This window comes from Paenarthrobacter sp. NPDC092416, from assembly GCF_044755025.1.
Classification (GTDB): domain Bacteria; phylum Actinomycetota; class Actinomycetes; order Actinomycetales; family Micrococcaceae; genus Arthrobacter.
Map to the genome: position 1 here is coordinate 573,676 of NZ_JBIVQG010000002.1, position 21,520 is coordinate 595,195.

The 21,520-nt window shown below is 64.8% G+C and carries 19 protein-coding genes; 11 read left to right on the plus strand and 8 right to left on the minus strand.

Going from position 1 to position 21,520, the window contains the following annotated elements; genetic code table 11:
- The first annotated feature begins 75 nt into the window (after positions 1 to 75).
- The 4 genes from ACIQC5_RS06695 to ACIQC5_RS06710 are packed head-to-tail and all read left to right on the plus strand — an operon-like array spanning position 76 to position 5,094.
- The gene (locus ACIQC5_RS06695; RefSeq protein WP_400279739.1) at positions 76 to 702 is read left to right on the plus strand and encodes a hypothetical protein; all 627 of its coding nucleotides are present in this window, start codon (positions 76 to 78) and stop codon (positions 700 to 702) included.
- A gap of 40 nt (positions 703 to 742) precedes the next feature.
- A complete protein-coding gene (gene ligA / locus ACIQC5_RS06700; RefSeq protein WP_400279741.1) occupies positions 743 to 3,046 on the plus strand; it encodes an NAD-dependent DNA ligase LigA in 2,304 nt (767 codons plus the stop codon).
- The gene (locus tag ACIQC5_RS06705) at positions 3,043 to 3,867 is read left to right on the plus strand and encodes an inositol monophosphatase family protein (RefSeq protein WP_400279743.1); all 825 of its coding nucleotides are present in this window, start codon (positions 3,043 to 3,045) and stop codon (positions 3,865 to 3,867) included. Before ligA ends, ACIQC5_RS06705 begins: the two co-directional genes overlap by 4 nt.
- 18 nt (positions 3,868 to 3,885) lie before the next feature.
- Complete coding sequence (locus ACIQC5_RS06710; protein ID WP_400279745.1) at positions 3,886 to 5,094, plus strand: AAA family ATPase; 1,209 nt, start codon at positions 3,886 to 3,888, stop codon at positions 5,092 to 5,094.
- Between the two features lie 6 nt (positions 5,095 to 5,100).
- Here ACIQC5_RS06710 and ACIQC5_RS06715 read toward each other — a convergent pair whose 3' ends face one another.
- From ACIQC5_RS06715 to ACIQC5_RS06735, 5 genes are read right to left on the minus strand one after another with little or no spacing between them, the layout of a single operon-like run.
- Positions 5,101 to 6,135 (minus strand): aldo/keto reductase, encoded by a 1,035-nt coding sequence (locus ACIQC5_RS06715; protein WP_400279747.1) that lies wholly within the window; start codon positions 6,133 to 6,135, stop codon positions 5,101 to 5,103.
- Positions 6,135 to 7,502 carry an LLM class flavin-dependent oxidoreductase gene (locus ACIQC5_RS06720; RefSeq protein WP_400279749.1) on the minus strand — a complete coding sequence of 456 codons (1,368 nt, stop codon included), beginning with the start codon at positions 7,500 to 7,502 and terminating at the stop codon, positions 6,135 to 6,137. The genes ACIQC5_RS06715 and ACIQC5_RS06720 overlap by 1 nt, the downstream gene beginning before the upstream one ends.
- Positions 7,503 to 7,532: 30 nt before the next feature.
- On the minus strand, positions 7,533 to 8,255 hold the full coding sequence (locus ACIQC5_RS06725) for an ABC transporter ATP-binding protein (protein ID WP_400279751.1): 723 nt from the start codon (positions 8,253 to 8,255) through the stop codon (positions 7,533 to 7,535).
- Complete coding sequence (locus tag ACIQC5_RS06730; protein ID WP_400279753.1) at positions 8,231 to 9,139, minus strand: ABC transporter permease; 909 nt, start codon at positions 9,137 to 9,139, stop codon at positions 8,231 to 8,233. The genes ACIQC5_RS06725 and ACIQC5_RS06730 overlap by 25 nt, the downstream gene beginning before the upstream one ends.
- A gap of 3 nt (positions 9,140 to 9,142) precedes the next feature.
- Positions 9,143 to 10,288 (minus strand): ABC transporter substrate-binding protein, encoded by a 1,146-nt coding sequence (locus tag ACIQC5_RS06735; RefSeq protein ID WP_400279755.1) that lies wholly within the window; start codon positions 10,286 to 10,288, stop codon positions 9,143 to 9,145.
- Between the two features lie 475 nt (positions 10,289 to 10,763).
- On the opposite strand from ACIQC5_RS06735, the gene ACIQC5_RS06740 reads away from it, so the two are divergent.
- The gene (locus ACIQC5_RS06740) at positions 10,764 to 11,276 is read left to right on the plus strand and encodes a GNAT family N-acetyltransferase (RefSeq protein ID WP_400279757.1); all 513 of its coding nucleotides are present in this window, start codon (positions 10,764 to 10,766) and stop codon (positions 11,274 to 11,276) included.
- A 58-nt stretch (positions 11,277 to 11,334) separates the two neighbouring features.
- Positions 11,335 to 11,715, plus strand: a complete 381-nt coding sequence (locus ACIQC5_RS06745; RefSeq protein WP_400279759.1) for a RidA family protein — start codon at positions 11,335 to 11,337, stop codon at positions 11,713 to 11,715.
- 70 nt (positions 11,716 to 11,785) lie between these two features.
- Here ACIQC5_RS06745 and ACIQC5_RS06750 read toward each other — a convergent pair whose 3' ends face one another.
- Together ACIQC5_RS06750 and ACIQC5_RS06755 are read right to left on the minus strand one after the other, a co-directional pair.
- On the minus strand, positions 11,786 to 12,445 hold the full coding sequence (locus ACIQC5_RS06750; protein WP_400279761.1) for a response regulator: 660 nt from the start codon (positions 12,443 to 12,445) through the stop codon (positions 11,786 to 11,788).
- A complete protein-coding gene (locus tag ACIQC5_RS06755) occupies positions 12,438 to 14,138 on the minus strand; it encodes an ATP-binding protein (protein ID WP_400280160.1) in 1,701 nt (566 codons plus the stop codon). Before ACIQC5_RS06755 ends, ACIQC5_RS06750 begins: the two co-directional genes overlap by 8 nt.
- Before the next feature lie 196 nt (positions 14,139 to 14,334).
- On the opposite strand from ACIQC5_RS06755, the gene ACIQC5_RS06760 reads away from it, so the two are divergent.
- From ACIQC5_RS06760 to ACIQC5_RS06780, 5 genes are all read left to right on the plus strand, one after another.
- On the plus strand, positions 14,335 to 15,828 hold the full coding sequence (locus tag ACIQC5_RS06760) for a CitMHS family transporter (protein WP_400279763.1): 1,494 nt from the start codon (positions 14,335 to 14,337) through the stop codon (positions 15,826 to 15,828).
- 530 nt (positions 15,829 to 16,358) lie between these two features.
- Entirely contained in the window at positions 16,359 to 16,655 is a 297-nt protein-coding gene (gene gatC, locus ACIQC5_RS06765; RefSeq protein WP_400279765.1) for an Asp-tRNA(Asn)/Glu-tRNA(Gln) amidotransferase subunit GatC, read from the plus strand.
- A gap of 5 nt (positions 16,656 to 16,660) precedes the next feature.
- Positions 16,661 to 18,229 (plus strand): Asp-tRNA(Asn)/Glu-tRNA(Gln) amidotransferase subunit GatA, encoded by a 1,569-nt coding sequence (gatA, locus tag ACIQC5_RS06770; protein WP_400279767.1) that lies wholly within the window; start codon positions 16,661 to 16,663, stop codon positions 18,227 to 18,229.
- Positions 18,229 to 19,737 (plus strand): Asp-tRNA(Asn)/Glu-tRNA(Gln) amidotransferase subunit GatB, encoded by a 1,509-nt coding sequence (gatB, locus tag ACIQC5_RS06775; protein ID WP_400279769.1) that lies wholly within the window; start codon positions 18,229 to 18,231, stop codon positions 19,735 to 19,737. The genes gatA and gatB overlap by 1 nt, the downstream gene beginning before the upstream one ends.
- A 75-nt stretch (positions 19,738 to 19,812) precedes the next feature.
- Complete coding sequence (locus ACIQC5_RS06780) at positions 19,813 to 20,370, plus strand: DUF5666 domain-containing protein (RefSeq protein WP_400279771.1); 558 nt, start codon at positions 19,813 to 19,815, stop codon at positions 20,368 to 20,370.
- A 21-nt stretch (positions 20,371 to 20,391) separates the two neighbouring features.
- Here the strand turns inward: ACIQC5_RS06780 and ACIQC5_RS06785 are convergent, their stop codons facing one another.
- Complete coding sequence (locus ACIQC5_RS06785) at positions 20,392 to 21,405, minus strand: formylglycine-generating enzyme family protein (RefSeq protein WP_400279773.1); 1,014 nt, start codon at positions 21,403 to 21,405, stop codon at positions 20,392 to 20,394.
- Between the last annotated feature and the right edge of the window lie 115 nt (positions 21,406 to 21,520).

Sequence of the window (21,520 nt, forward strand, 5' to 3'; positions counted from 1 at the left end):
CGGCTGTAGGAAGATTCCGGAAACACCGCAAGTCCTGACGGCTCACGCCCCAACGTCCCAGCCGAGGTTACCTTTATGCGATATTCCGTTGTCCCTGCCGCTTTGCCGGTTGCCCTCCGCCGTTCCTGCATCACAGCGCTCGGTGGCGCAATGCTGGCCGCCGGGCTGTTGGTCCTGCCGGCGACTGCCGTTCATGCTGCACCGTGCGCGCCGGAAAACACTACGTGCGCTCCCATTCCGGCTGAGCCGGAACCAACGCAGCCTTCGTTGGCGCCCGAAGCAGACAAGACGCAGCCGTCGCCCAAACCGGAACCAACCCGCGTCCGGGAGACCCAGGTAGCACCTGCCCCTACCGCGGTGGCACCGCGACCCGTGGTGAGCCAGGCTCCTGTCACGGTGGTGCCGCAGACGACGACGGTTGAGTCACCGTCCGCGGAGGCGACATCGGCAACCCCATCCGCATCGCCGTCGACCTCTCCCTCCGTTACACCGAGCACAGCGAGCCCGGGCCCGTCCAAGTCCTCCAACTGGGATACTCCGATCGACAAGAAGCAGGCAACACAGGCAGCGGTCCTTGCCTCCACTTCAGGGGACGGCCCCAATATGCTCGGCTTGTTCGCCCTGTGCGGTGGCGTGCTGGTGGTGGGCCTTGGCGGGCTGGCCTTCGCATTGTGGAGCCGGAACCGGCTGTCCTCCCACTAGCGGCCCGCAAAATGTCAGTCGGGTGCGGCAAGATAGACCTGTGAGCACACCAGAAACTGCAGATCCGGTAGAAACCACAGTGGAAGACGCGGCTGCCGTCGTCGAGGCCCAAGAGGGGACCCCGCCGTCGGAGAGCCTGCGGGATGAGTATGAGAACCTGGCTGATTTGGTGCGCAAGTACCGCTACGCGTATTACCAGGAAGACTCTCCCACGGTCTCGGACGCCGAGTTCGATGAACTGTACCGGCGGCTCGAGGAACTCGAAGCGCTGCACCCGGAACTCGTCTCCAACGACTCGCCCACCCAGGAAGTCGGCGGCGAGGTCTCCGCGGCGTTTGCCGCGGTGGAGCACTTGCAGCGCATGTACAGCCTCGAGGACGTCTTTTCGCTGGACGAGCTTGAAGCCTGGGTTCGCAAGGCCGAGGCCTCCGTGGCCAAGCTCGGCGCCAGCGTTCCCGGCATTTCCTGGCTGACTGAACTTAAGATCGACGGCCTGGCGGTCAACCTCCTTTACCGGGACGGCAAACTGGTCCGCGCTGCCACCCGTGGAGACGGCACCACCGGTGAGGACATCACCCACAACGTACTCACCATCAAGGAAATCCCGCGCGAACTCAGCGGTTCGGGCTACCCGTCGGAGGTAGAGATCCGTGGTGAGGTTTTCATCCCGTCAGAGGCCTTCATCGCGTTCAACGAGACTCTGGTAGCCGCGGGCAAGGCGCCGCTGGCCAACCCGCGCAACGCTGCTGCGGGCTCGCTCCGGCAGAAGGACCCGGCCGAGACCGCCAAGCGTCCCTTGAGCATGTTCGTCCACGGCATCGGCGCCCGCGAGGGTCTGGAAGCGCGGAGCCAATCGGAGACGTACAAGCTCCTGCAAGAGTGGGGCCTTCCCGTCAGCCCGTACCTGAAGGTCCTCGATTCCTTTGAAGGCGTCCTGGAATTCATTGCCTACTTTGGTGAGCACCGCCACGGGCTCCTGCACGAGATCGATGGCATTGTGGTCAAGATCGATGACTTCGCGACGCAGCGCGCCCTCGGCTACACGTCGCGGGTCCCCCGATGGGCTGCCGCCTACAAGTACCCGCCGGAAGAGGTACACACCAAGCTGCTGGACATCCAGGTGAACGTGGGCCGCACGGGGCGTGTGACACCTTACGGTGTCATGGTGCCCGTCAAGGTTGCCGGGTCCACCGTGGAAATGGCCACGCTGCACAACCAGGATGTGGTCAAAGCCAAGGGCGTCATGATCGGCGACATCGTGGTCCTGCGGAAGGCCGGTGACGTGATCCCGGAAATCGTGGGGCCGGTGTTGGCCTTGCGTGACAAGCAGGAACCTCCGGTGCGCGAGTTCATCATGCCCACGGAATGCCCGTCGTGCGGGACCCCGTTGGCTCCCGCCAAGGAAAGCGACGTGGACATCCGCTGCCCCAACGCCCGGTCGTGCCCCTCCCAGCTGCGCGAGCGTGTTTTCCACGTTGCCAGCCGAGGTGCCTTCGATATCGAGGCCTTGGGCTGGGAAGCCGCCATTGCGCTGACGCAGCCATCAGAGCCGGAGACACCGCCGCTGACCAGTGAAGCTGCGTTGTTCAGCCTGACCCGCGAGGACCTGGCGGACGTGATGATCCGCCGGGAGAAGCGCAGCAAGGGCGTTGGCACTGGGACGTTCGAGCTCGTCCCGTACTTCTACACCAAGGCCACAGCCAAGACTCCATCCAAGCCAACAGCCACCACGGAGAAACTGTTCGCGGAACTGGAGAAGGCCAAGAAGCAGCCGCTGTGGCGGGTGCTGGTGGCCCTTTCCATCCGACACGTTGGCCCGACGGCCTCCCGCGCGCTGGCCACGGCCTTCGGCAGCATGGACGCCATCCGTGCCGCCACGGAGGAGCAGCTGGCCCACGTTGATGGCGTAGGTCCCACCATTGCGGCTGCCCTCAAGGAGTGGTTTGCGGTGGATTGGCACAACGAGATTGTGGACAGCTGGGCGGATGCCGGTGTGCGGATGGCGGACGAACGCGACGCGTCCGTCCAACGGACCTTGGAAGGCCTCACCATTGTGGTCACCGGCACCCTGCCCACTTTGAGCAGGGACGAGGCCAAGGAGGCCATCATCATTCGTGGCGGCAAGGCTGCTGGTTCGGTGTCCAAGAACACCAGCTATCTGGTGGCTGGGGAAAGCGCCGGCTCCAAGTTGGACAAGGCCGAGCAGCTCGGCGTGCCGGTGCTGGACGAGGACGGCTTCCGTGAGCTCCTGGCCAATGGCCCGGCGAAGTCCGGGGACGCAGCCGAATCCGGTGACGACACAGAACAAGTACCCGCTGCAGCGGCGGAAGCAGCAGCGGAATGACGGACGCCTTGGAGCTGTTGGCCGTAGCGAAGCGCGCGGCAGCAGCCGGTGCCACTGTGCTGTCCAAACGGTCCACGGGCGGGACCGGCGGCGAAGACCTCGGAATCGTCAACAAGGGCGAGGCCGGTGACTGGGTCACGGCCTTTGATGTCGCTGCAGAGAATGCCGTCCGGGAAGCGATCACATCGGACCGGCCGAACGACGTCATCACGGGGGAGGAGCACGGCACCACCCGCCCCAAGCAGCCCACGGGCTACCGCTGGTCCATCGACCCCTTGGACGGCACCACCAACTTCATCCGCAACATCGTCTACTACGCCACATCGGTGGCGGTGTCCGACGCCGACGGCGTGTGGCTGGCTGGCGTCGTCCACGCGCCGGCGCTGGGCCGCATCTACTCAGCAGCGCGTGGCCACGGTGCTTGGCTGGAGGAAGCCGGGAAGACCACCCGGTTGTCCGGACCTGTCCAAGGCCGCCAAGGTCTGATTCTGGCAACGGGTTTCAGTTACGACCCCTCCACCCGGGCCAGCCAGGCTGAGGGGCTCGCAAGCCTCATGGACGGTTTCGCAGACGTTCGCAGGCTCGGTTCCGCGGCCTTGGACCTCTGCCTCGTTGCCGATGGCACCTACGATGCTTTCGGAGAGAGGGGCCTCAACGAGCACGACTTCTCCGCGGGTGCCCTCATCGCCGAAGAAGCAGGGTGCTGGGTTCGCAGGCCACGACTGGAAAGCCCGCTGCATGGCGGGCCGAGTGCCGATGACCGTCTGGCGGCCTGGACGTGTGCGGGTGCCTTGGAATTGTCCGGCAAATTCCCGCTATGAGCTAGGTGCGGTTGACGAATGATCCGGACGCTGGCGATTGCCAACTACCGCTCCATCCGCGACCTGACCATGGAGCTGCACGGGCTGGATGTCGTAACCGGCGCCAACGGGAGCGGCAAGTCTTCGCTGTACCGGGCGCTCCGGCTCTTGGCTGAGTGTGCTGGCGGGGACTCCGGGAATGTGGTGGGATCCCTCGCACGGGATGGCGGGCTTTCCTCCACCCTTTGGGCGGGTCCCGAGTCCATCAGCAAGGCCATGCGTCGCGGCGAGGCAGCGGTTCAGGGAACGGTCCGCAAGGACTCCGTCAACCTGAAGCTGGGATATTCCGGTGATGACTTCGGCTATCTGGTGGACCTCGGCATGCCCGTGGCCGGCGGCGCAGGACTCGACCAAGAAACCGGTCGGCCGCGTCCCTCCGCGTTCAACCTCGATCCGGAAATCAAACGGGAACAGATCTTCGCCGGCCCGGTAGCGCGGCCGGGCTCCCTGTTGGTGGATCGAAACGGCAGCCATGCCAAGCTGCGGGGGCAGGACGGCGAATGGACCGAACTCTCCCGGAGGTTGGACACGTTTCAGAGCATGCTGACCGAGGTCTCGGACCAGGACAGGGCTCCCGAGGTACTGCGCGTCAGGGACTCCGTGCGGTCATGGCGGTTTTACGACCATTTCCGCACTGATGCCGAGGCCCCTGCGCGGCAGGCGCAGCTCGGCACGCGGACGCCTGTGCTGCATCACAGCGGCAAAGACTTGGCGGCAGCCCTGCAGACGCTCCGGGAGGTGGGCTTCGAACGGCAGTTGGATGCCGCCGTCGACCATGCTTTCACCGGAAGCCGACTGGAGATCGCCGTCAACGATGGCCGCTTCAGCGTGGAGCTGAGCCAACCGGGCATGCTGAGGCCCATGAAAGCAGGCGAACTCTCGGATGGGACACTGCGTTTCCTCCTGTTGACGGCAGCGCTGCTCACTCCGCGGCCGCCGGAATTGATGGTCCTCAACGAACCGGAGACAAGCCTGCACGTGGACTTGATGCCGGCACTCGCCGGACTGATTGTCCAGGCGAGTGCCAACAGCCAGATGATCGTGGTGACCCACTCCGAGGCGCTCCTGAAGGCCCTCCGCACAAGCGACGCCGTCCACGAGCACGAACTCTACAAAGACCTCGGCGAGACCAAGATCAAGGGCCTGGGGTCCCTTGAGGGGCCGTTGTGGAGCTGGCCCAAACGCTGACGGCGCCTACCGCAAGGAACGACGACGGCGACCCGGCTCGGTCAGCCATGCCGGCTCATACCCCGCGTCAGCGGTGTTAAGGGTTGTGCCAGGCGGGACGATCTCGTCGATCCTGTCCAGCACATCGTGGGACAGGGTGAGCTTGTCCGCCCCGAGCGCTGCTTCAAGGTGTTCCAGGGTGCGCGGACCAATGATCGCCGAGGTTACCGCCGGGTGTTCCAGCACGAAGGCCAGGGCGAGATGGATCAATGACAAACCCGCCTGCTCGGCCAGCTCCGTCAACTCGAGAACGGCCGTGGTCTTGACAGCGTTTTCAGGCAGGTTCGGATCATGCCGTGCCGGTTGACGTCCGGCGCGGCTCGACGGAAGGTGACCGCCGTCGGCCTTGATCCGACCGGACAACCAGCCCCCTGCCAGCGGGCTCCATGGCAGGATCCCGAGTCCGTGCTGCTGCGCCAGCGGCAGCACCTCGCGCTCAGCGCCACGGGCCAGGATCGAGTAGGGTGGCTGCTCTGTAACCGGCCGCTCGCGGTGACGTTCGCGTGCCACATACTGCGCCTCGACGATCTGCCCCGGCAAGAACGTGGACGTTCCGATGTAGCGGATCTTGCCCTGTGCCACGAGGTCGCTGAGGGCGCCGAGTGTCTCGTCGATGTCGGTGTCGGGATCAGGCCGGTGCACTTGGTAGAGGTCGATCCAGTCCGTTTGGAGGCGGCGCAGGCTGTCCTCGACTTCGCGGATGATCCAGCGGCGCGAATTGCCGGCCTGGTTCACGTCGTCGCCGAGGCGCCCGTGGACTTTGGTCGCCAGGATCACCTGGTCGCGCCGCCCCTTGAGGGCTTTGCCCACGATCTCCTCGGACTCGCCCTGGGAGTACACGTCGGCTGTGTCTACCAGGTTGATGCCGGCATCCAATGCCCGGTGGATGATGCGGATGCTGTCATCGTGGTCAGGATTTCCGATGGCCCCGAACATCATGGTCCCCAACGTCAGCTGGCTGACCTTGACCCCGGTACGCCCCAGTGGCCGGTATTCCGTCATCAGAACGCCGATCCGATGGACGTGAGCTGCTGTCGCCCGGAACCGGCAAAACGGTTCTCAGGACGGGCCAGTCCATAGTGCCCACGCAGTGTGGTCGCCGTGTAGTCGGTGCGGAACAGTCCACGCTGTTGCAGGATCGGCACCACCTGATCCACGAAGATCTCCAACCCGGAGGGGAGGACCGGCGGCATGATGTTGAAGCCATCGGCTGCGCCGGCAAAGAACCAATCCTGGATGGCGTCGGCAACCTGCTCTGGCGTTCCCGAGAAGGTGCGGTGGCCACGTCCGCCGCCCAGGCGGCCGATCAGCTGCCGAACCGTGAGCTGCTCGCGGCGGGCCAATTCCACGATCAGCGTGTAGCGGCTCTTGGCGCCCTCAATGTCATCCTCGGAGGGCAAGTCCGCAGGCAGTTGGCGGTCCAGCGGAAGGTCCTCGGGTGAGAGTCGCAAGGTCTTGGCCAGTTGCTCCCGGGCGTATTCCGGCTTGATCAGTTCATCGAGTTCGCGCTCCAGCTGCAGGGCTTCGGCTTCGGTGGAACCGATCACCGGGACGATGCCCGGCAGGATCTTGATGCCCTCCGGGTCACGTCCGACCGCCGCGGTGCGTGCCTTCAGGTCCGCATAGAACGCCTGCGCGTCGGCCAAGGTCTGATGCGCCGTGAAGACCGCTTCAGCGTACTGGGCAGCCAACTTCTTGCCGTCCTCGGAAGACCCGGCCTGGACGATCAGCGGGTGGCCTTGGGGTGAACGGGGAACATTGAGGGGACCGCGCACACGGAAGTGCTTGCCCGCGTGCTCAATTGCCCGGATCTTGCTGTCATCGCCCCACACTCCCTCCGCTTTGTCGGCCAGCACGGCGTCGTCTTCCCAGCTGTCCCAGAGTTTCTGGGCGACCTCGATGAACTCGGCGGCCCGCTCGTAGCGGACAGCGTGTGCGGGCTGGTCATCGACGCCGAAGTTCCGTGCGGCGTCCGGTCCCGCCGTCGTGACCACGTTCCAGCCGGCGCGGCCGCCACTGACCCAGTCCACCGACGCGAAGCGGCGTGCCAGGTTGAAGGGGTCGTTGTAGGTGGTGGAGGCCGTGGCGATCAGGCCGATCTTCTGCGTCGCCGCGGCGATTGCGGTCAGCAGCACCGTGGGTTCCAGCTTGCCGGCAGGGCGACGGCCCACTTCGCCGAACAGCACAGGGGAGTCCGCGAAGAAGATGGAGTCGAGTTTTCCGCGTTCAGCGGTGCGGGCCAGGTGCTGGTAGTGCTCCACCTTGGTAGAGGACAGAGGGTCGCTTTCGGGCAGCCGCCACGAAGCTTCGTGGTGGCCTGTGCTCATGAGGAAGGCGTTGAGGTGGAGGTGGCGCTGTGGTTCAGACATGGGTGTCTCCTTGATTCGAAATAGACGGGGTCAGGCAGCAGCTTGGACGCCAAGGGCAGCGAGCAGTTCGCCCCTCAGCGATGAATGGTCGACGGCGGATCCGGCCTCGCGTTCCAGAGCGACGCGGCCGTCTTGGAGGACAATGACGCGGTCGGCCAGGGTGATGGCCTCGTCGACGTCGTGGGTCACGAGCAGGACTGCGGGGCGGTGCGCGGCAACGAGGTCCTTCAGCAGGTCATGCATTTTCAGCCGCGTGAGGGCGTCGAGCGCACCGAAGGGTTCGTCGGCCAGGAGCAGTCGGGGCTCACGAACCAGCGACCTCGCCAAAGCGACGCGCTGTTGCTCCCCGCCGGAGAGCTCGTGCGGCCAGGCCTTTTCGCGACCGGCGAGTCCTACTTCGGCGAGTGCGCGGCGGCCGCGGGCATCGGCGTCGTGGTCCCGCAGACCCAAGATGACGTTGCCCAGGACGGTGTCCCACGGTAGTAGCCGGGAGTCCTGGAACACTACCGAAACTTGCTCCGGAACGTTCACCACACCGCTGCCGCGGACATCGCGATCCAAGCCCGCCAGCGCGCGCAGCAGCGTGCTCTTGCCGCAGCCGCTCGGGCCGAGGAGGGCCACGAACTCACCCGGCGCTATGTCGAGGTCAACGCCGTTGAGGACGCCTTTGGGTCCGAAGCTCCGGATCAGGTTGCGGACGGAGACTTCGTAAGAGGGGCGCGCAGTCTTTAACTTGCCAATGTTTGTTGCCATGACAATGCCTTTCGTTCCAGGAGCCGGACGGCTGCATCGGAGAGCAAACCCAGGACGCCATAGACGGCCAGGCCCAGGACGATGATGTTGGTTTGGCCGTAGGTGCGGGCGAGCTCCATCATGTAGCCGATGCCGCTGGTGGAATTGATCTGTTCCACCACCACCAAGGAGACCCAGGCGCCGGTGACGGCGAAGCGGAGGCCCAGGAAGAACCCCGGCAACGCCCCGGGCAGCACCACGCGACGGATGAACCCGGCCCGGCTCAGCCCGACAGTTTGTGCCAACTCGACGTAGCGGAGATCGATGCCCCGCAGCCCGGCGTGGGTTTGCAGGTAGATCGGGACGAACACACCCAGCGTGATGGTGAGTACCTTCATGGTTTCGTCGATGCCGAACCAGAGGATGAGCAAGGGGATCAGGGCCAGTCCAGGGATGGCGCGTTTGATCTGCACAGGGCCATCGATCAGCGATTCGCCCACGCGGCTCAGCCCGGACAGGACCGCAAGCACGGCGCCCACAACGATGCCGAAGAACAGCCCCAAACCGGCGCGCTGGGCAGAGATCGCGAGGTTCTCCTGCAGCCGCCCATCGGCGATCAGTTCACCGGCCGTGGACACCACGGTCCATGGCTCGGAAAGGATGCGCGGGTCCAACAGACCTGTCGCAGAGGCAACCACCCATAGGAGGATCAGTGCTCCGGGCCCCACCAAACCGGCAAAGCGGCGACGCTGGCCAGGTCCCAGCCGGCGGCTTGTGGGCCGGACATCCGGCCTTCCTGCGAGTGCCGGGTCGAGGTGGGGTGCGACGGCGGCACCCGGGTGGGTACCGACGTCGCCTTGTGGCGGGGGAACGGTGAGTGTACGCCGGGCAGCAGTTGTCGTCACGGCTTACGCCCCTTTCCCGGCGGCGGCGTACGCCGTGCCGCCGATGGCCTCGAAACGGAGGTCATAGAGCTTGGCGGCGTCCAGCTTCGGTTTCTTTTGTTCGCGGGCCAGCAGGTCGATGGTCTCCTGGTGCCGGGCAATCGCCTCGGTCCACGAGGTCGGGAGGTCGCGCTGGCCGGCGGCATCGATCAGGTACTGGCCGTCCTCAGCGGAGAGCCCCTGGTTCTTGACGTAGTAGCCCTCGAGCCATTCCTTGGGGTGGTCCTGGATCCAGCGCTGGGCTTGTCCCCAGAGCTCGACATATTCGGCCAGTGCCGCAGCCTTGGCTGGATCGTCCAGTACCTTTGCGGGGGAGTAAAGGTGACCGGGGTCGTCCCGGAGTCCGTGCCGCAGCGTCGTTCCGCCGTCGGCTCCGTACTTGGCCAGGTAGCGCTTGATCTGAACTCCTCCCAGCGGTGCGGCGTCAACCTGCTTGCTGGACAGGGCCGTGGAGTAGGTGTCGCCAGTGCTGGGCAGCTCCACGAGCTTCACGTCGCCCTGCTGGAGGCCGGCCTTTTCGAGGATCCGCAACACCAGGGCACCCTGCGCCTGGCCTGGGCTGTAGGCGATCCTTTTACCTCGGAGGCCCTGGAGGTCCGTGATCCCGGCTCCGGGTGCCACACCAAGTTCGTAGAGCGGGTGGTTGATGGCGTCCTGGCGGTAGACGCTGGCGATGATGCGGACATCCAATCCCGTCCAGGTGGCATGAATGGGGGGAATGTCGGCAACGGAGCCCACATCGAGCGCGTTGGCCCGGAAGGCTTCGGTAGTGGCAGGACCGCCGGAAATGTTGGCGAACTTCACGGGGAAGCTGAGCTTCTTGTCCAGACCGGACAGCTCCAGCGCCACCTGCACCGTGGGGTCGCCGACGACGAGCGTGGTGCCTTCCGGGACACTGGTTGCCAGCGGCGCTGTCACTTGGGCAGCCTGCGTGGCGTCGCCGCCGGCAGTCGCTGCTCCGCCGGTAGTGGCTGCTCCGCCGCAAGCGGTGAGCAGGCCGAGCGCCGGGAGCACAAGTAGCGTACCGAGGACTTGGCGCCGGTTGGGTGCGGCAAGGAGATTTGGAGGGGGCGTGAAGGGGTTTTGGACGCGGGGGGACGCGGATGACATGTAAAGCCTTTCAGGTGCGGGAGGGTCGCCGCAGTCCGGAGCCGAGGGCGTCTAACGGGCAGCAGCGGTGCAGGTCGCTGGGTTCTGAAGGCAAGGGGGACAGCAGGTTCGAGCCTGCGTCGCGCCGAAGTGGGCCTGAGGCATCGTTCCTCCTGTTCTGTATTTCCGTTGTTCGGGTTTTCCGAAGTATCCAAAAGTGGGCTGTTGGTTGCCGTGTGGCAACTCAAGCACGCCCCGACTGCCCCACGCCAGTGCTTCGACACGTGGCCGCAACAGCACGAAACCGGGGTTCATGCCGCGCAATGGGACTCAATTGGGCGCCACGTGACGCAACACAAAAGCAGCTCCCAAGGGCCCTCCGCGAACCACGCGACGTGACTGTCCGGCGTCGTTCGATCCGTTTGAGACTGATAGTTCGGTCACGGAAAGGGCCGTTTCGCACGGTGGGCACCTCCGGCACTACTAGCATTGGTAGGTGCATTCGCCGATTACTGTCCGTCCCGCCCTGCCCGAAGACTACGACGCCGTTGCCCGCATCACACAGGACTCGTACGTCACTGCGGGGTACTACGGCGACGCCGACCACCCGTACCTGCAGAAACTCCAGGACGTGGCCGGACGCGCAGAGCACGCGGAAATCCTGGTGGCCGAACGCAACGGCGAGGTCATCGGATCCGTGACGGCAGCCCCCGCCGGCGGTGGCTTTTCCGATATCGGTTTGGAAGACGAACTGGAATTGCGGACTCTCGTGGTGGACCCGGCAGTCCAGCGCTCAGGTGCCGGGCGCGCCTTGGTGCAGGCCGTCGTCGACCAGGCGCAGGCCATGGACGGCATCAAGGCGGTGTCCCTTACAACAGGTGCGACGTGGGAAAGCGCCAACGCGCTCTACGCACGGACCGGCTTTGACCGTGCCCCGGAACGCGACTGGTTTGTCCCGGGCACCGACATAAAGCTGTTCGTTTACAGGCTGGAGCTCCAGCAGCAATAAAGTTTCCTTCGTAAACGCCGGTCACCGGACCGTGCGAAAGCGACAGGAAAGGCGCGGCATGCGCAAGACATTCGGCACGGGTTCGGTCTGGGAACAGACCCTTGGCTACTCCCGCGCAGTCCAGGTGGACAACACCCTCTTCATTTCTGCCACGGCTGCTTCCGGCCCTGATGGCATTGTTGGCGACGACTTCTACTCGCAGACCAAGTACATCCTTGAGAAGCTCGGCGCTGTCCTGGAGGAAGCCGGTTTCTCCTACCAGGACGTCGTGCAGTCCAAGCTGTATCTGACGGACATCAGCAAATGGGAAGATGCTGGCCGTGCGCACGGTGAGGTCTTCGGCGAGATCCGTCCGACGCTGGCCCTGGTGCACGTCCTGCCGTTCCTTGACCCGGAAATGCTGGTGGAGATCGAGCTCGTAGCGCAGAAGTCCGCGTAACGCACCCAACTGAGTCGCATTTGTGCGCGTTATGAGCCGTCAAAACGCGCACAAATGCGACCTACTTGGGTCAGCCCGGGACGCCGTAGCGGTGTTCCGGGCGGCCCGTGGTTCCGTAGCGCAGTTGAATCTCGACGGCGCCATCGTCCGCCAGCGAGGACAGGTACCTTTGCGCCGTGGCCCGGGAAACGCCAACCCTTTCGGCGACCTCGGCAGCTGAGTACTGCTCACCGGCCACCAAGGATTCCAAAACAGCCGCCTCAGTGGCGGAGCGCGGCTTGGCTGAGGGTGCCACGTCGCCGGGAACCAACGCACGCTTGGCGCGTTCAATCGTTGCCTGGTCCACACCGGATTGCTGCCCCAAGATCCGCCGGTACCGGGCGTACGAGCGCAGCTGTTGGGACAACGACTCGGCAGTGAAAGGCTTCAGCAGGTAGCCGAGTGCGCCACGGCGCAGGGCAACCTTGATGGACTGCGCATCCGAGGCCGCCGTGAGCATCACCACGTCCACGTCCAGTTGACCCAGCAGATCAAGCCCGGAACCATCCGGCAGGTAGACATCCAGCAGCACCAAGTCAGGGCGGAGGCTGTGGATTGCCTGGAGAGCCTGCGAAACCGATCCGGCCGGTGCCAAGGCCATGAATCCGGCTACCGAATCCACATAGGCCGCATGCAAGCGCGCCACGTGGAAGTCGTCATCCACAATCAGCACTCTCAAATCCTCAGCCACTGCCGTCCTCCTGTGATGGTGCATCCGTGCGTGCCGGCGATTCCGGCTGTTGGCCCATGACCCCCGGAATGCTGGCCATGAACACGGCACCCGGGCCGCCATCGCTGCCGGCATCCAAAACCCGAACATCCCCGCCACGCCGCCTCGCCAGTTGCCGCACCAGCGCCAGCCCCAGCCCTTGGCCTGCGCCCCCGCGTGCCGGTTGTTCCGACGTCGTAAATCCCTCGGCGAAGACCTCCTCAGGTTCAAGGCTCCCCAGGCCATCGCCGGAATCCGCGACAACAAGGTGCAGCGCGCCGTCGTCGCCGTCAGGATCGTCCAGCAGTTCAACCTCCACCCAGCGGTCCGTTGCGGAACCTGCGACGGCGGCGTTCACGGCGTTGTCGATCAGGTTGCCGAGCACTGTGGTGACGTCTTGAGGATCGGCGACGTGCCCACGAACCAGGGTCTCGGGGCCGATGCGGAGCGCAACGCCGCGTTCTGAGGCTTCCACTCCCTTGGCGCCAACGAACGCCTGCAGATACGTGTCCTGGAGCAGTTCGGCCTGTTCCACCGGGAACTTCAGAGGCCCGGTGGCGGAGAGCCGGGCCAAGTACTCTTTGGCGGAATCGTGCTGGCCGATGCTCATGAAACCGGCGATGGTGTGGAGTTGGTTGGCGAATTCGTGCCGCTGGGCGCGGAGGGCCGTGGACATGGTGCCAACCGCGTCCAACTGTCGGGTCAGCTGCTGAAGCTCGGTGCGGTCGCGGAGCATAACCACCCAGCCAAGGTCTTCGTTGCGGTGCCATGCCTTGCGTGCGCTGGTCACGAGCACACGGCCGCCGGCGACGATTTCGACGGCTTCGGCGTCGCGGGCTGCGGGTTGGGTCAGTTGCTTGAGTTGCTCGGGAACATTCGCTGTGGCCCAGTCCTGGCCGGTGGCGTCCGGCAGGTCCAGGAGCCTGGAAGCGGCTGCGTTGAACACCGAGATTCGTCCGTCGGCGGCAATACCGATCACGCCGTCGTCCACGCCTTGGAGCACTGCTACTTGGTCGTGGACCAGGGTGCTGATTTCTTCGGGTTCCAAGCCCAGGGTCAGCCTTTGCAGGCGGTGCCGGAGCAGGAACGACGCCAACACCCCAGCCAACAAGGCGCCTCCGGCGGTGAGGGCAATGGGGATGATGTCCCGCGCCAGGCTCTTGCCCAGGGATTCCACCGAGTAGCCGACGCTGACTTCGCCCACGATGGTTCCGGAGTCCCCTGGCGAATACACCGGCACCTTTGCTCCGGCCGATGGCCCCAGTGTCCCGGTGTTCCGCGTGGTGATCTCCTGACCGCCCAACGCGACCGATGGATCCGTGCTGACGTGTTCACCGAGCCGTGCAGTCTCCGGGTGGGCCAGCCGGAGGCCCGTTTCGTCCGTAATGACTACGAAGAGGGCCCCGGTGCGGACCCGTGCTGCTTCGGCTGCCGCCTGCAAGGGGCCGGCAGCGAGGACATCGGGCGGCGGTGTTCCCTCTTCTTTGCTGATGGCTTGGACGTCGGCCCTGATGTCGGGGTCCGCGGCCACCGTCCTTGCGAGCGTGAGCGCCTGGTTCTCGGCTTCGTTGCCGATCCGCACGTAAACGAGCCACGCATGGACGGCGCCGCTGAGCAGAACCACCAGAAGCACCACACCCAATTGAAGGAGGAGCGTTTGGGTGGAGAAACGCATACTGACTCGGTTGTTGCGGGGCACCGTCACTCCTTTCCTTCTGCTCCATTGAAGCACTGAGCACAATGCGCAAAACGTTCGCAACGAGCACTACTTCCATCAAATCCCACAAACCCCTGCGAGTGACGGGCGCCACCCTAGCGTATGTAGTGCGCATCACATCGAAGTGTTGCCATTCAGTAGTAAGGAGCCGGCCGTGCTGGTTTTGCTTGGATTCGCAATGATTGCGGTATTCATGGTCCTGATCATGACCAAAAAATTGACGCCCGTTTTGGCGCTGATCATCGTCCCCACCATCTTCGGTCTCTTTGCCGGGGCTGGCCTCGGCATTGGCCCGATGGTCATGGAATCCATGAAGTCCATGACGTCCACGGCTGCGCTCCTCATGTTCGCCATCATCTACTTCGGACTGATGATCGACGTCGGACTCTTCGACCCCCTGGTCAAGTTCATCCTTCGTAAGCTCGGCAACGACCCCGCCAAGGTTGTCCTAGGCACCGCGATCCTCGCCGCAGCGGTCTCCCTCGACGGCGACGGCTCCACCACCTTCATCCTCACCACGGCCGCGATGCTGCCCGTTTACTTGCGTCTGAAGATGAGCCCGGTTGTCCTCACCTGTGTGGCCGGCCTCGCCAACGGCACCATGAACATCCTCCCGTGGGGCGGCCCCACGGCCCGCGCTGCCACCGCACTGCACCTGGATGTCAACGACGTCTTCGTCCCCATGGTCCCGTCGCTCATCGTTGGCCTCATCGTGGTGCTGGTCTTCTCCTGGCTGCTCGGCCTGCAGGAACGCAACCGCCTCCGCACCACCGCTCCCGAGATGTGGGGCGACGTCGCTGATCCCTCGGACGCGTTCGACGGCGGCACTGGCCGCGGTGGTTTGGTTGCCGCGGCTTCGGGTTCAGGTACAGGCCGCTTCGGCTTTGGCCGCACCGGCTCCACCGCCACCGGCAAGCCGGGCACCGGTGGAGGTACCGGCGTCGCGGTTCTTGAGGACCCGGCCACCTTGGTGGACGAGCACGACACGGCCATGGCAGACACCGCACTTGACCCCAACCGCACCACGCTGCGCCCCAAGCTGTTCTGGTTCAACCTGGGACTGACCGTGGCTGTGATGGTGGTCCTGGTTGCGAACATCGTTCCGCTGCCGTTCGTGTTCATGGTCGGTTCCGCGATCGCCCTCCTGGTCAACTTCCCCAAGGTCAAGGACCAGGGCGCCCAGCTGATCGCCCATGCACCGTCGATCGTCGCCGTCGTCAGCATGGTCATGGCCGCGGCAGTCCTGACCGGTGTCCTCAACGGCACGGGCATGGTCAAGGCAATGTCCGAATGGCTCGTCCAGATCATCCCCGCAGACATGGGACCCTTCATGGCTGTGATCACTGGCCTGCTCAGCATCCCCATGACGTTCTTCATGAGCAACGACGCCTTCTACTTCGGCGTCCTTCCGGTCCTCAGTGAAACCGCTGCGCACTACGGCGTCGGAGCAGCAGACATGGCCCGGGCCTCCATCACCGGCCAGCCCTTCCACCTGCAGAGCCCCCTGGTCCCGGCGATCCTCCTGCTGGTCTCGCTGGCCAAGGTAGACCTGGGCGACCACCACAAGAAGGTCCTCTGGCGCACGGCAGTCATCTCGATCGTCATGTTGGCCGTAGGAGTCCTGACCGGAGCAATCGGCATCGGCTAGGCTGCCGTTCCCAAAGCAACCGTCTGCACCTGACGTGCAAAACCCGGCCAGACATCCTCCGGAGGGCGGCCCGAAACGGCCGCCCTCCGGCCGCAAACTGAACCAGACATCCTCCGCGTGCTCGCTCGTTCCTCGCTTAGACGCACGCTTCCGGATGCCTGGTTCAGTTTGCGATGAGCCAGGCGCCCGCTTCAGCCCAACGTAGGCGCCACCGCCAAACCCACCCAGCCCACGTCCCCCAACCCAAACGAGACAGCAAAGCGCGAATGGACCGCTTTGCTGTCTCGCTTGTTGTGGGGGACCCGGAGTGGGGTGGGCACTGACCGCAAGGTGAGCTGGACAGGAGGCGGCAGGCCGGAGACATCCTGCCGGTCGCGTCTAAGCGAGGAACGAGCGAGCGACCAAGGGATCGTCTGCGGTCAGCCGCCGAAGGTGACCCACCGTCCAGCGCGTCAGCGCACCAGTTCGAAGCCGACCCGCAGCCAAGTAGACTGGTTCGGAAAACCATTTGAACTTTGCAGGGGAGATCCATGGCTGCGATCAACCGTGACGACGTCGCGCATCTGGCGCGACTCGCTCACATTGAAATGAGTGCCGAAGAGCTGGACAGGATGGCCGGCGAGCTTGCCGTCATCGTGGATTCGGTGAAGTCCGTCAGCGAAGCGGCCGGGGAGGATGTGCCGGCTACGTCCCACCCGATTCCGCTGTCCAACGTGTTCCGCGAGGACGTTGTGGGCCACACGTTCACGGCCGAGCAGGCGTTGTCCGGCGCTCCGGATGCCTTCGAGAACCGTTTCAAGGTCCCGGCAATTCTGGATGAGGACTAATTACCATGACTGAGCTGAAGAACGAACTCATCCGTCACTCCGCTGCCGATCTCGCAGCGAAGCTGGCAGCCCGGGAGGTGTCCGCCGTCGAGGTGACGCAGGCGCACCTTGACCGCATTGCCGACGTCGACGGTCAGGTTAACGCCTTCCTGCACGTTAATACCGAGGAGGCTTTGGCTGTTGCAGCCGAGGTCGACGCTGCCCGCGCTGCCGGCGGCGCCGCTGCAGAGGAACTGCACGCCCTTGCTGGTGTGCCGATCGCGGTGAAGGACCTGATCGTGACCATCGGCCAGCCGACGACGGCCGGTTCGAAGATCCTCGAGGGCTGGCACAGCCCGTACGACGCCACGGTGGTCAAGAAGCTTCGTGCGGCCAAGATGCCGATCCTGGGCAAGACCAACCTGGACGAGTTCGCTATGGGTTCCTCTACCGAGCACTCGGCGTACGGCCCTACCCGCAACCCGTGGGACCTGGACCGCATTCCTGGTGGTTCGGGCGGTGGCTCCGCAGCCGCCGTCGCCGCTTTTGAAGCGCCTTTGGCCCTCGGAACGGACACCGGTGGCTCGATCCGCCAGCCGGGTGCCGTGACCGGAACTGTTGGCATGAAGCCGACGTACGGAGCTGTTTCGCGGTATGGCGCGATTGCCATGGCGTCCTCGCTGGACCAGATCGGCCCGGTGTCCCGCACAGTGCTGGACTCGGCGCTATTGCAGGAAGTCATCGGCGGCCACGATCCGTTCGACTCCACGTCCCTGACGGACCCGTTCAACGACCTCGTCGCAGCTGCCCGCGTGGGCAACGTGGCGGGTATGAAGATCGGCATCATTAAGGAGCTGCACGGCGAGGGCTACCAGGCCGGCGTCGAGAACCGCTTCAATGAGTCCCTTCAGCTGCTGAAGGATGCCGGCGCGGAAATCGTCGAAGTTTCCTGCCCCAACCTGAAGTACGCCCTGGGGGCTTACTACCTGATCATGCCGTCCGAGGTGTCCAGCAACCTGGCCAAGTTCGACGGCGTCCGGTACGGCATGCGCGTCCTGCCCAAGGACGGTCCCATGACCATTGAGCGTGTTATGGGTGCAACCCGTGCCGCTGGTTTCGGTGATGAGGTCAAGCGCCGCATCATCCTGGGTACTTATGCACTGAGTGCCGGCTACTACGACGCCTACTACGGCTCGGCGCAGAAGGTCCGCACGCTCATCCAGCGCGACTTCGAGGCCGCGTTCGCACAGGCTGACGTGCTGATCTCCCCGACGGCGCCCACCACGGCGTTCAAGCTGGGCGAGAAGCTGGACGATCCTCTTGCCATGTACCTGAACGACGTCGCTACCATCCCCGCCAACATGGCCGGCATCCCGGGGCTTTCCCTGCCCGGCGGCCTTGCTGACGAGGACGGCTTGCCCGTTGGCATCCAGTTGCTGGCTCCTGCCCGCCAGGATGCCCGCCTGTACCGCGTGGGTGCTGTGCTCGAATCCATCCTCGAAGAGAAGTGGGGCGGCCCGCTCCTGGCGCAGGCGCCTGATCTGAAAAATGCTGCCCTTGGTGCCGTATCCAACACCGCCGGAGGTTCCAACTAATGTCCGTCGACGCAACCCTGAGCTTCGAAGAGGCCATGGAGAAGTACGATCCCGTCCTGGGGTTCGAGGTCCACGTGGAGCTCAACACCAAGACCAAGATGTTCTCCTCGGCACCCAACGTTTTCGGTGACGAGCCCAACACGAACGTCAACGAGGTTGACTTGGGCATGCCCGGCGTTCTTCCGGTGGTGAACAAGACCGCTGTGGAGTCCTCCATCAAGATCGGCCTTGCGCTGAACTGCAAGATCGCCGAGTCCTGCCGCTTCGCCCGGAAGAACTACTTCTACCCGGACACGCCCAAGAACTTCCAGACCTCCCAGTACGACGAGCCGATCGCCTATGACGGTTACCTCGACGTCGAATTGGAGGACGGCACCGTTTTCCGCGTGGAGATCGAGCGCGCCCACATGGAAGAGGACGCCGGAAAGCTGACGCACATGGGTGGCTCCGCAGGCCGCATCCAGGGTGCTGACTACTCGCTGGTGGACTACAACCGTTCGGGTGTGCCGCTGGTGGAGATCGTCACCAAGCCGATCGAGGGCGCTGGCAGCCGTGCCCCTGAGCTGGCCAAGGCGTACGTCGCCGCTGTTCGCGAGATCGTGAAGAACCTTGGCGTATCGGACGCCAAGATGGAGCGCGGTAACGTCCGCTGCGACGCCAACGTTTCGCTGCGTCCGCACGGCCGGGAACGTTTCGGCATCCGCTCGGAAACGAAGAACGTGAACTCGCTGCGCGCCGTCGAACACGCCGTCCGCTACGAGATCCAGCGCCACGCCGCTGTTCTCGACTCCGGCGAACCGGTCATCCAGGAGACGCGCCACTGGCACGAGGACACACGCTCGACGACGTCGGGCCGCGCCAAGTCCGACGCCGACGACTACCGGTACTTCCCGGAGCCGGACCTGGTTCCCGTTGTCGCCTCCCGTGAGTGGGTCGAGGAACTGCGCGCAACCCTTCCCGAGCCGCCGGCCGAACGCCGCAAGCGCCTCAAGGAAGCATGGGGCTACTCGGATCTGGAATTCCGTGACGTGGTCAACGCCGGTGTCATGGATTCCATCGAGGAGACCATCGCAGCCGGTGCGTCCGCCGATGTCGCCCGTAAGTGGTGGATGGGTGAGATTGTTGGCCGCGCCAAGGTTGCCGACGTCGATCCCGCGGAGCTGGGTGTCACGCCGCAGGTCATTGTCGAACTCAACAAGCTCGTCGAGGACGGCAAGATCAACAACAAGATGGCCACGCAGGTTCTGGACGGCGTGCTCGCCGGCGAAGGTGCCCCGGCGGAGATCGTCGAGAAGCGCGGCCTGGCCGTCGTGTCCGATGACGGTCCCTTGCTGGAAGCCATCGACGCCGCGTTGGCAGCGCAGCCGGATGTCGCGGAGAAGATCCGTGGCGGCAAGGTCCAGGCGATTGGTGCAATCGTTGGCGGCGTCATGAAGGCCACCCGCGGCCAGGCCGATGCCGGACGTGTCCGCGAACTGATCCTGGAGAAGCTCGGCGTAGAGGGCTAAGCTCCCTGACGCTCCACCGAAGTAGCCCGCAGTTTTTTACTGCGGGCTACTTCGCGTTGGGAGGACAATGGACGCATGGCCACCATTACACCGGGCCTCCACAAGGCCCTTATCGCAGGCGGCATCGCCGTCGTTCTGACCGGCGGCGGGGCGGCCGCTGTATGGGCGGGCACCCAGCCCAGCCCTTCGCCGTCGAGCGCTACCTCCTCACCAGGCCCCTCGCCCTCCGCGACGGCCAAGTCCGCTGAGGGGCGTGGTCACGCGATCCATGGCGAGCACGTTGTGAAGAACCAGGACGGCACGTACCGCACGGTTGTCACGCAGACGGGGAAGATCGAGTCCGTCGGCGACTCCGCCATAACAGTGAAGAGCGAGGACGGTTTCACTCAGAGCTACGCGATTAAATCCGACACCCGCATCTCGCGGATGCCCACTGAACTCTCGGAGCTCCGCAACGGCAAGGGCCGGCCGAGTTTGCCGTCGGCTACGGCAGCGGATCTGAAGGTCGGGGATACCGTCCGGATCGCCGGGACCAAGGACGGCGACACTGTGACGGCGACGCGTATTGTCTCCGGCGAGCTGTCGGCGGCCCTCAAGGGGCACATGAAAGGCCACAGGCACGGACCCAAGTAGTTCGCAATTCCGTGAGGCTTCCTAGAGAGCCACGGTCCTGAATCCCAGGTTGCCGCTGGCTGAGTCCGGAGTGTTCGAGCTCCTGGCGGCCAAGCGATAGCGGTTGCAGTAGGAATCGTGGCAAAGGTACGAGCCGCCGCGCATCACCCTCCCGCGGCCGATCGTTGGCCCCTGTGGGTCCTGGACGGTTCCGGCGTTGAGGCACGTCGTGTAGTACTTGGGCAGGAACCAGTCACTGCACCATTCCCAGACGTTGCCGCTGGTCTGGTAGAGCCCGAAGCCGTTCGGCGCGAACGAGTCCACCGGAGCTGTGGTGAGGTAGCCGTCTTCGAGGTCGTTGCGTACCGGGAATTCGCCTTGCCAGATGTTGCAATGGTGGCGCGCGGTGCCTTCTGTATCGTCGTTGTGAAGGTCGTTGCCCCACGGATAGCGCTGGCCGGCCACGCCGCCGCGGGCCGCGTACTCCCATTCGGCTTCCGTGGGGAGTCGTCGCCCGGCCCACTCGCAGTATGCCAAGGCATCGTTGTGCGATACGTGCGTCACGGGGTGGTCCGGGATGTCCTGCCACCTGGAGAGCGGCCCAGCGGGATGGGCCCAGTCCGCGCCGCGCACATTGAACCACCACGGCACGCCGTTGACCCGGTTCAGGATGTCCTGGGTTTCAGCCTTCACGGCCAGGTGGAATACGGCCGACGTCCCGAATTCTTCGGACTCGGTGCGATGTCCGGTTGCGTCCACGAACGCAGCGAACTCAGTGTTGGTGACGGTTGTGGCGCTGATGGTGAACCCGGAAACGGAGACCTCATGGACCGGGGTCTCGCCGTCGCCGTCATAACCTTCCCCAAAGGGGTCGCCCATGGCGAAGCTCCCGGCGGGAACGTCGACGTCGATCCGCTGACGGGCGGCAGTGCTGCTCCCTGAACGCACGACGGCGGATGTCACGTCGCGGTGTTCGCCCACCGCCCGGAGGGGGAGCGTCAGCCCCGGCTTCGAATGATCCCGGCCGCCGGCGCCCGGGCTGCAGCAATCTGCCATGCCAACCTTCCGTCTTATTTCCAATTACGTGTACTCGGCAGCGCACCGTTTCCCGCCCAGCGCACCACCTGTGTTCAGGCAGCGCACCGTTTCCCGCCCAGCGCACCAGTGGCTA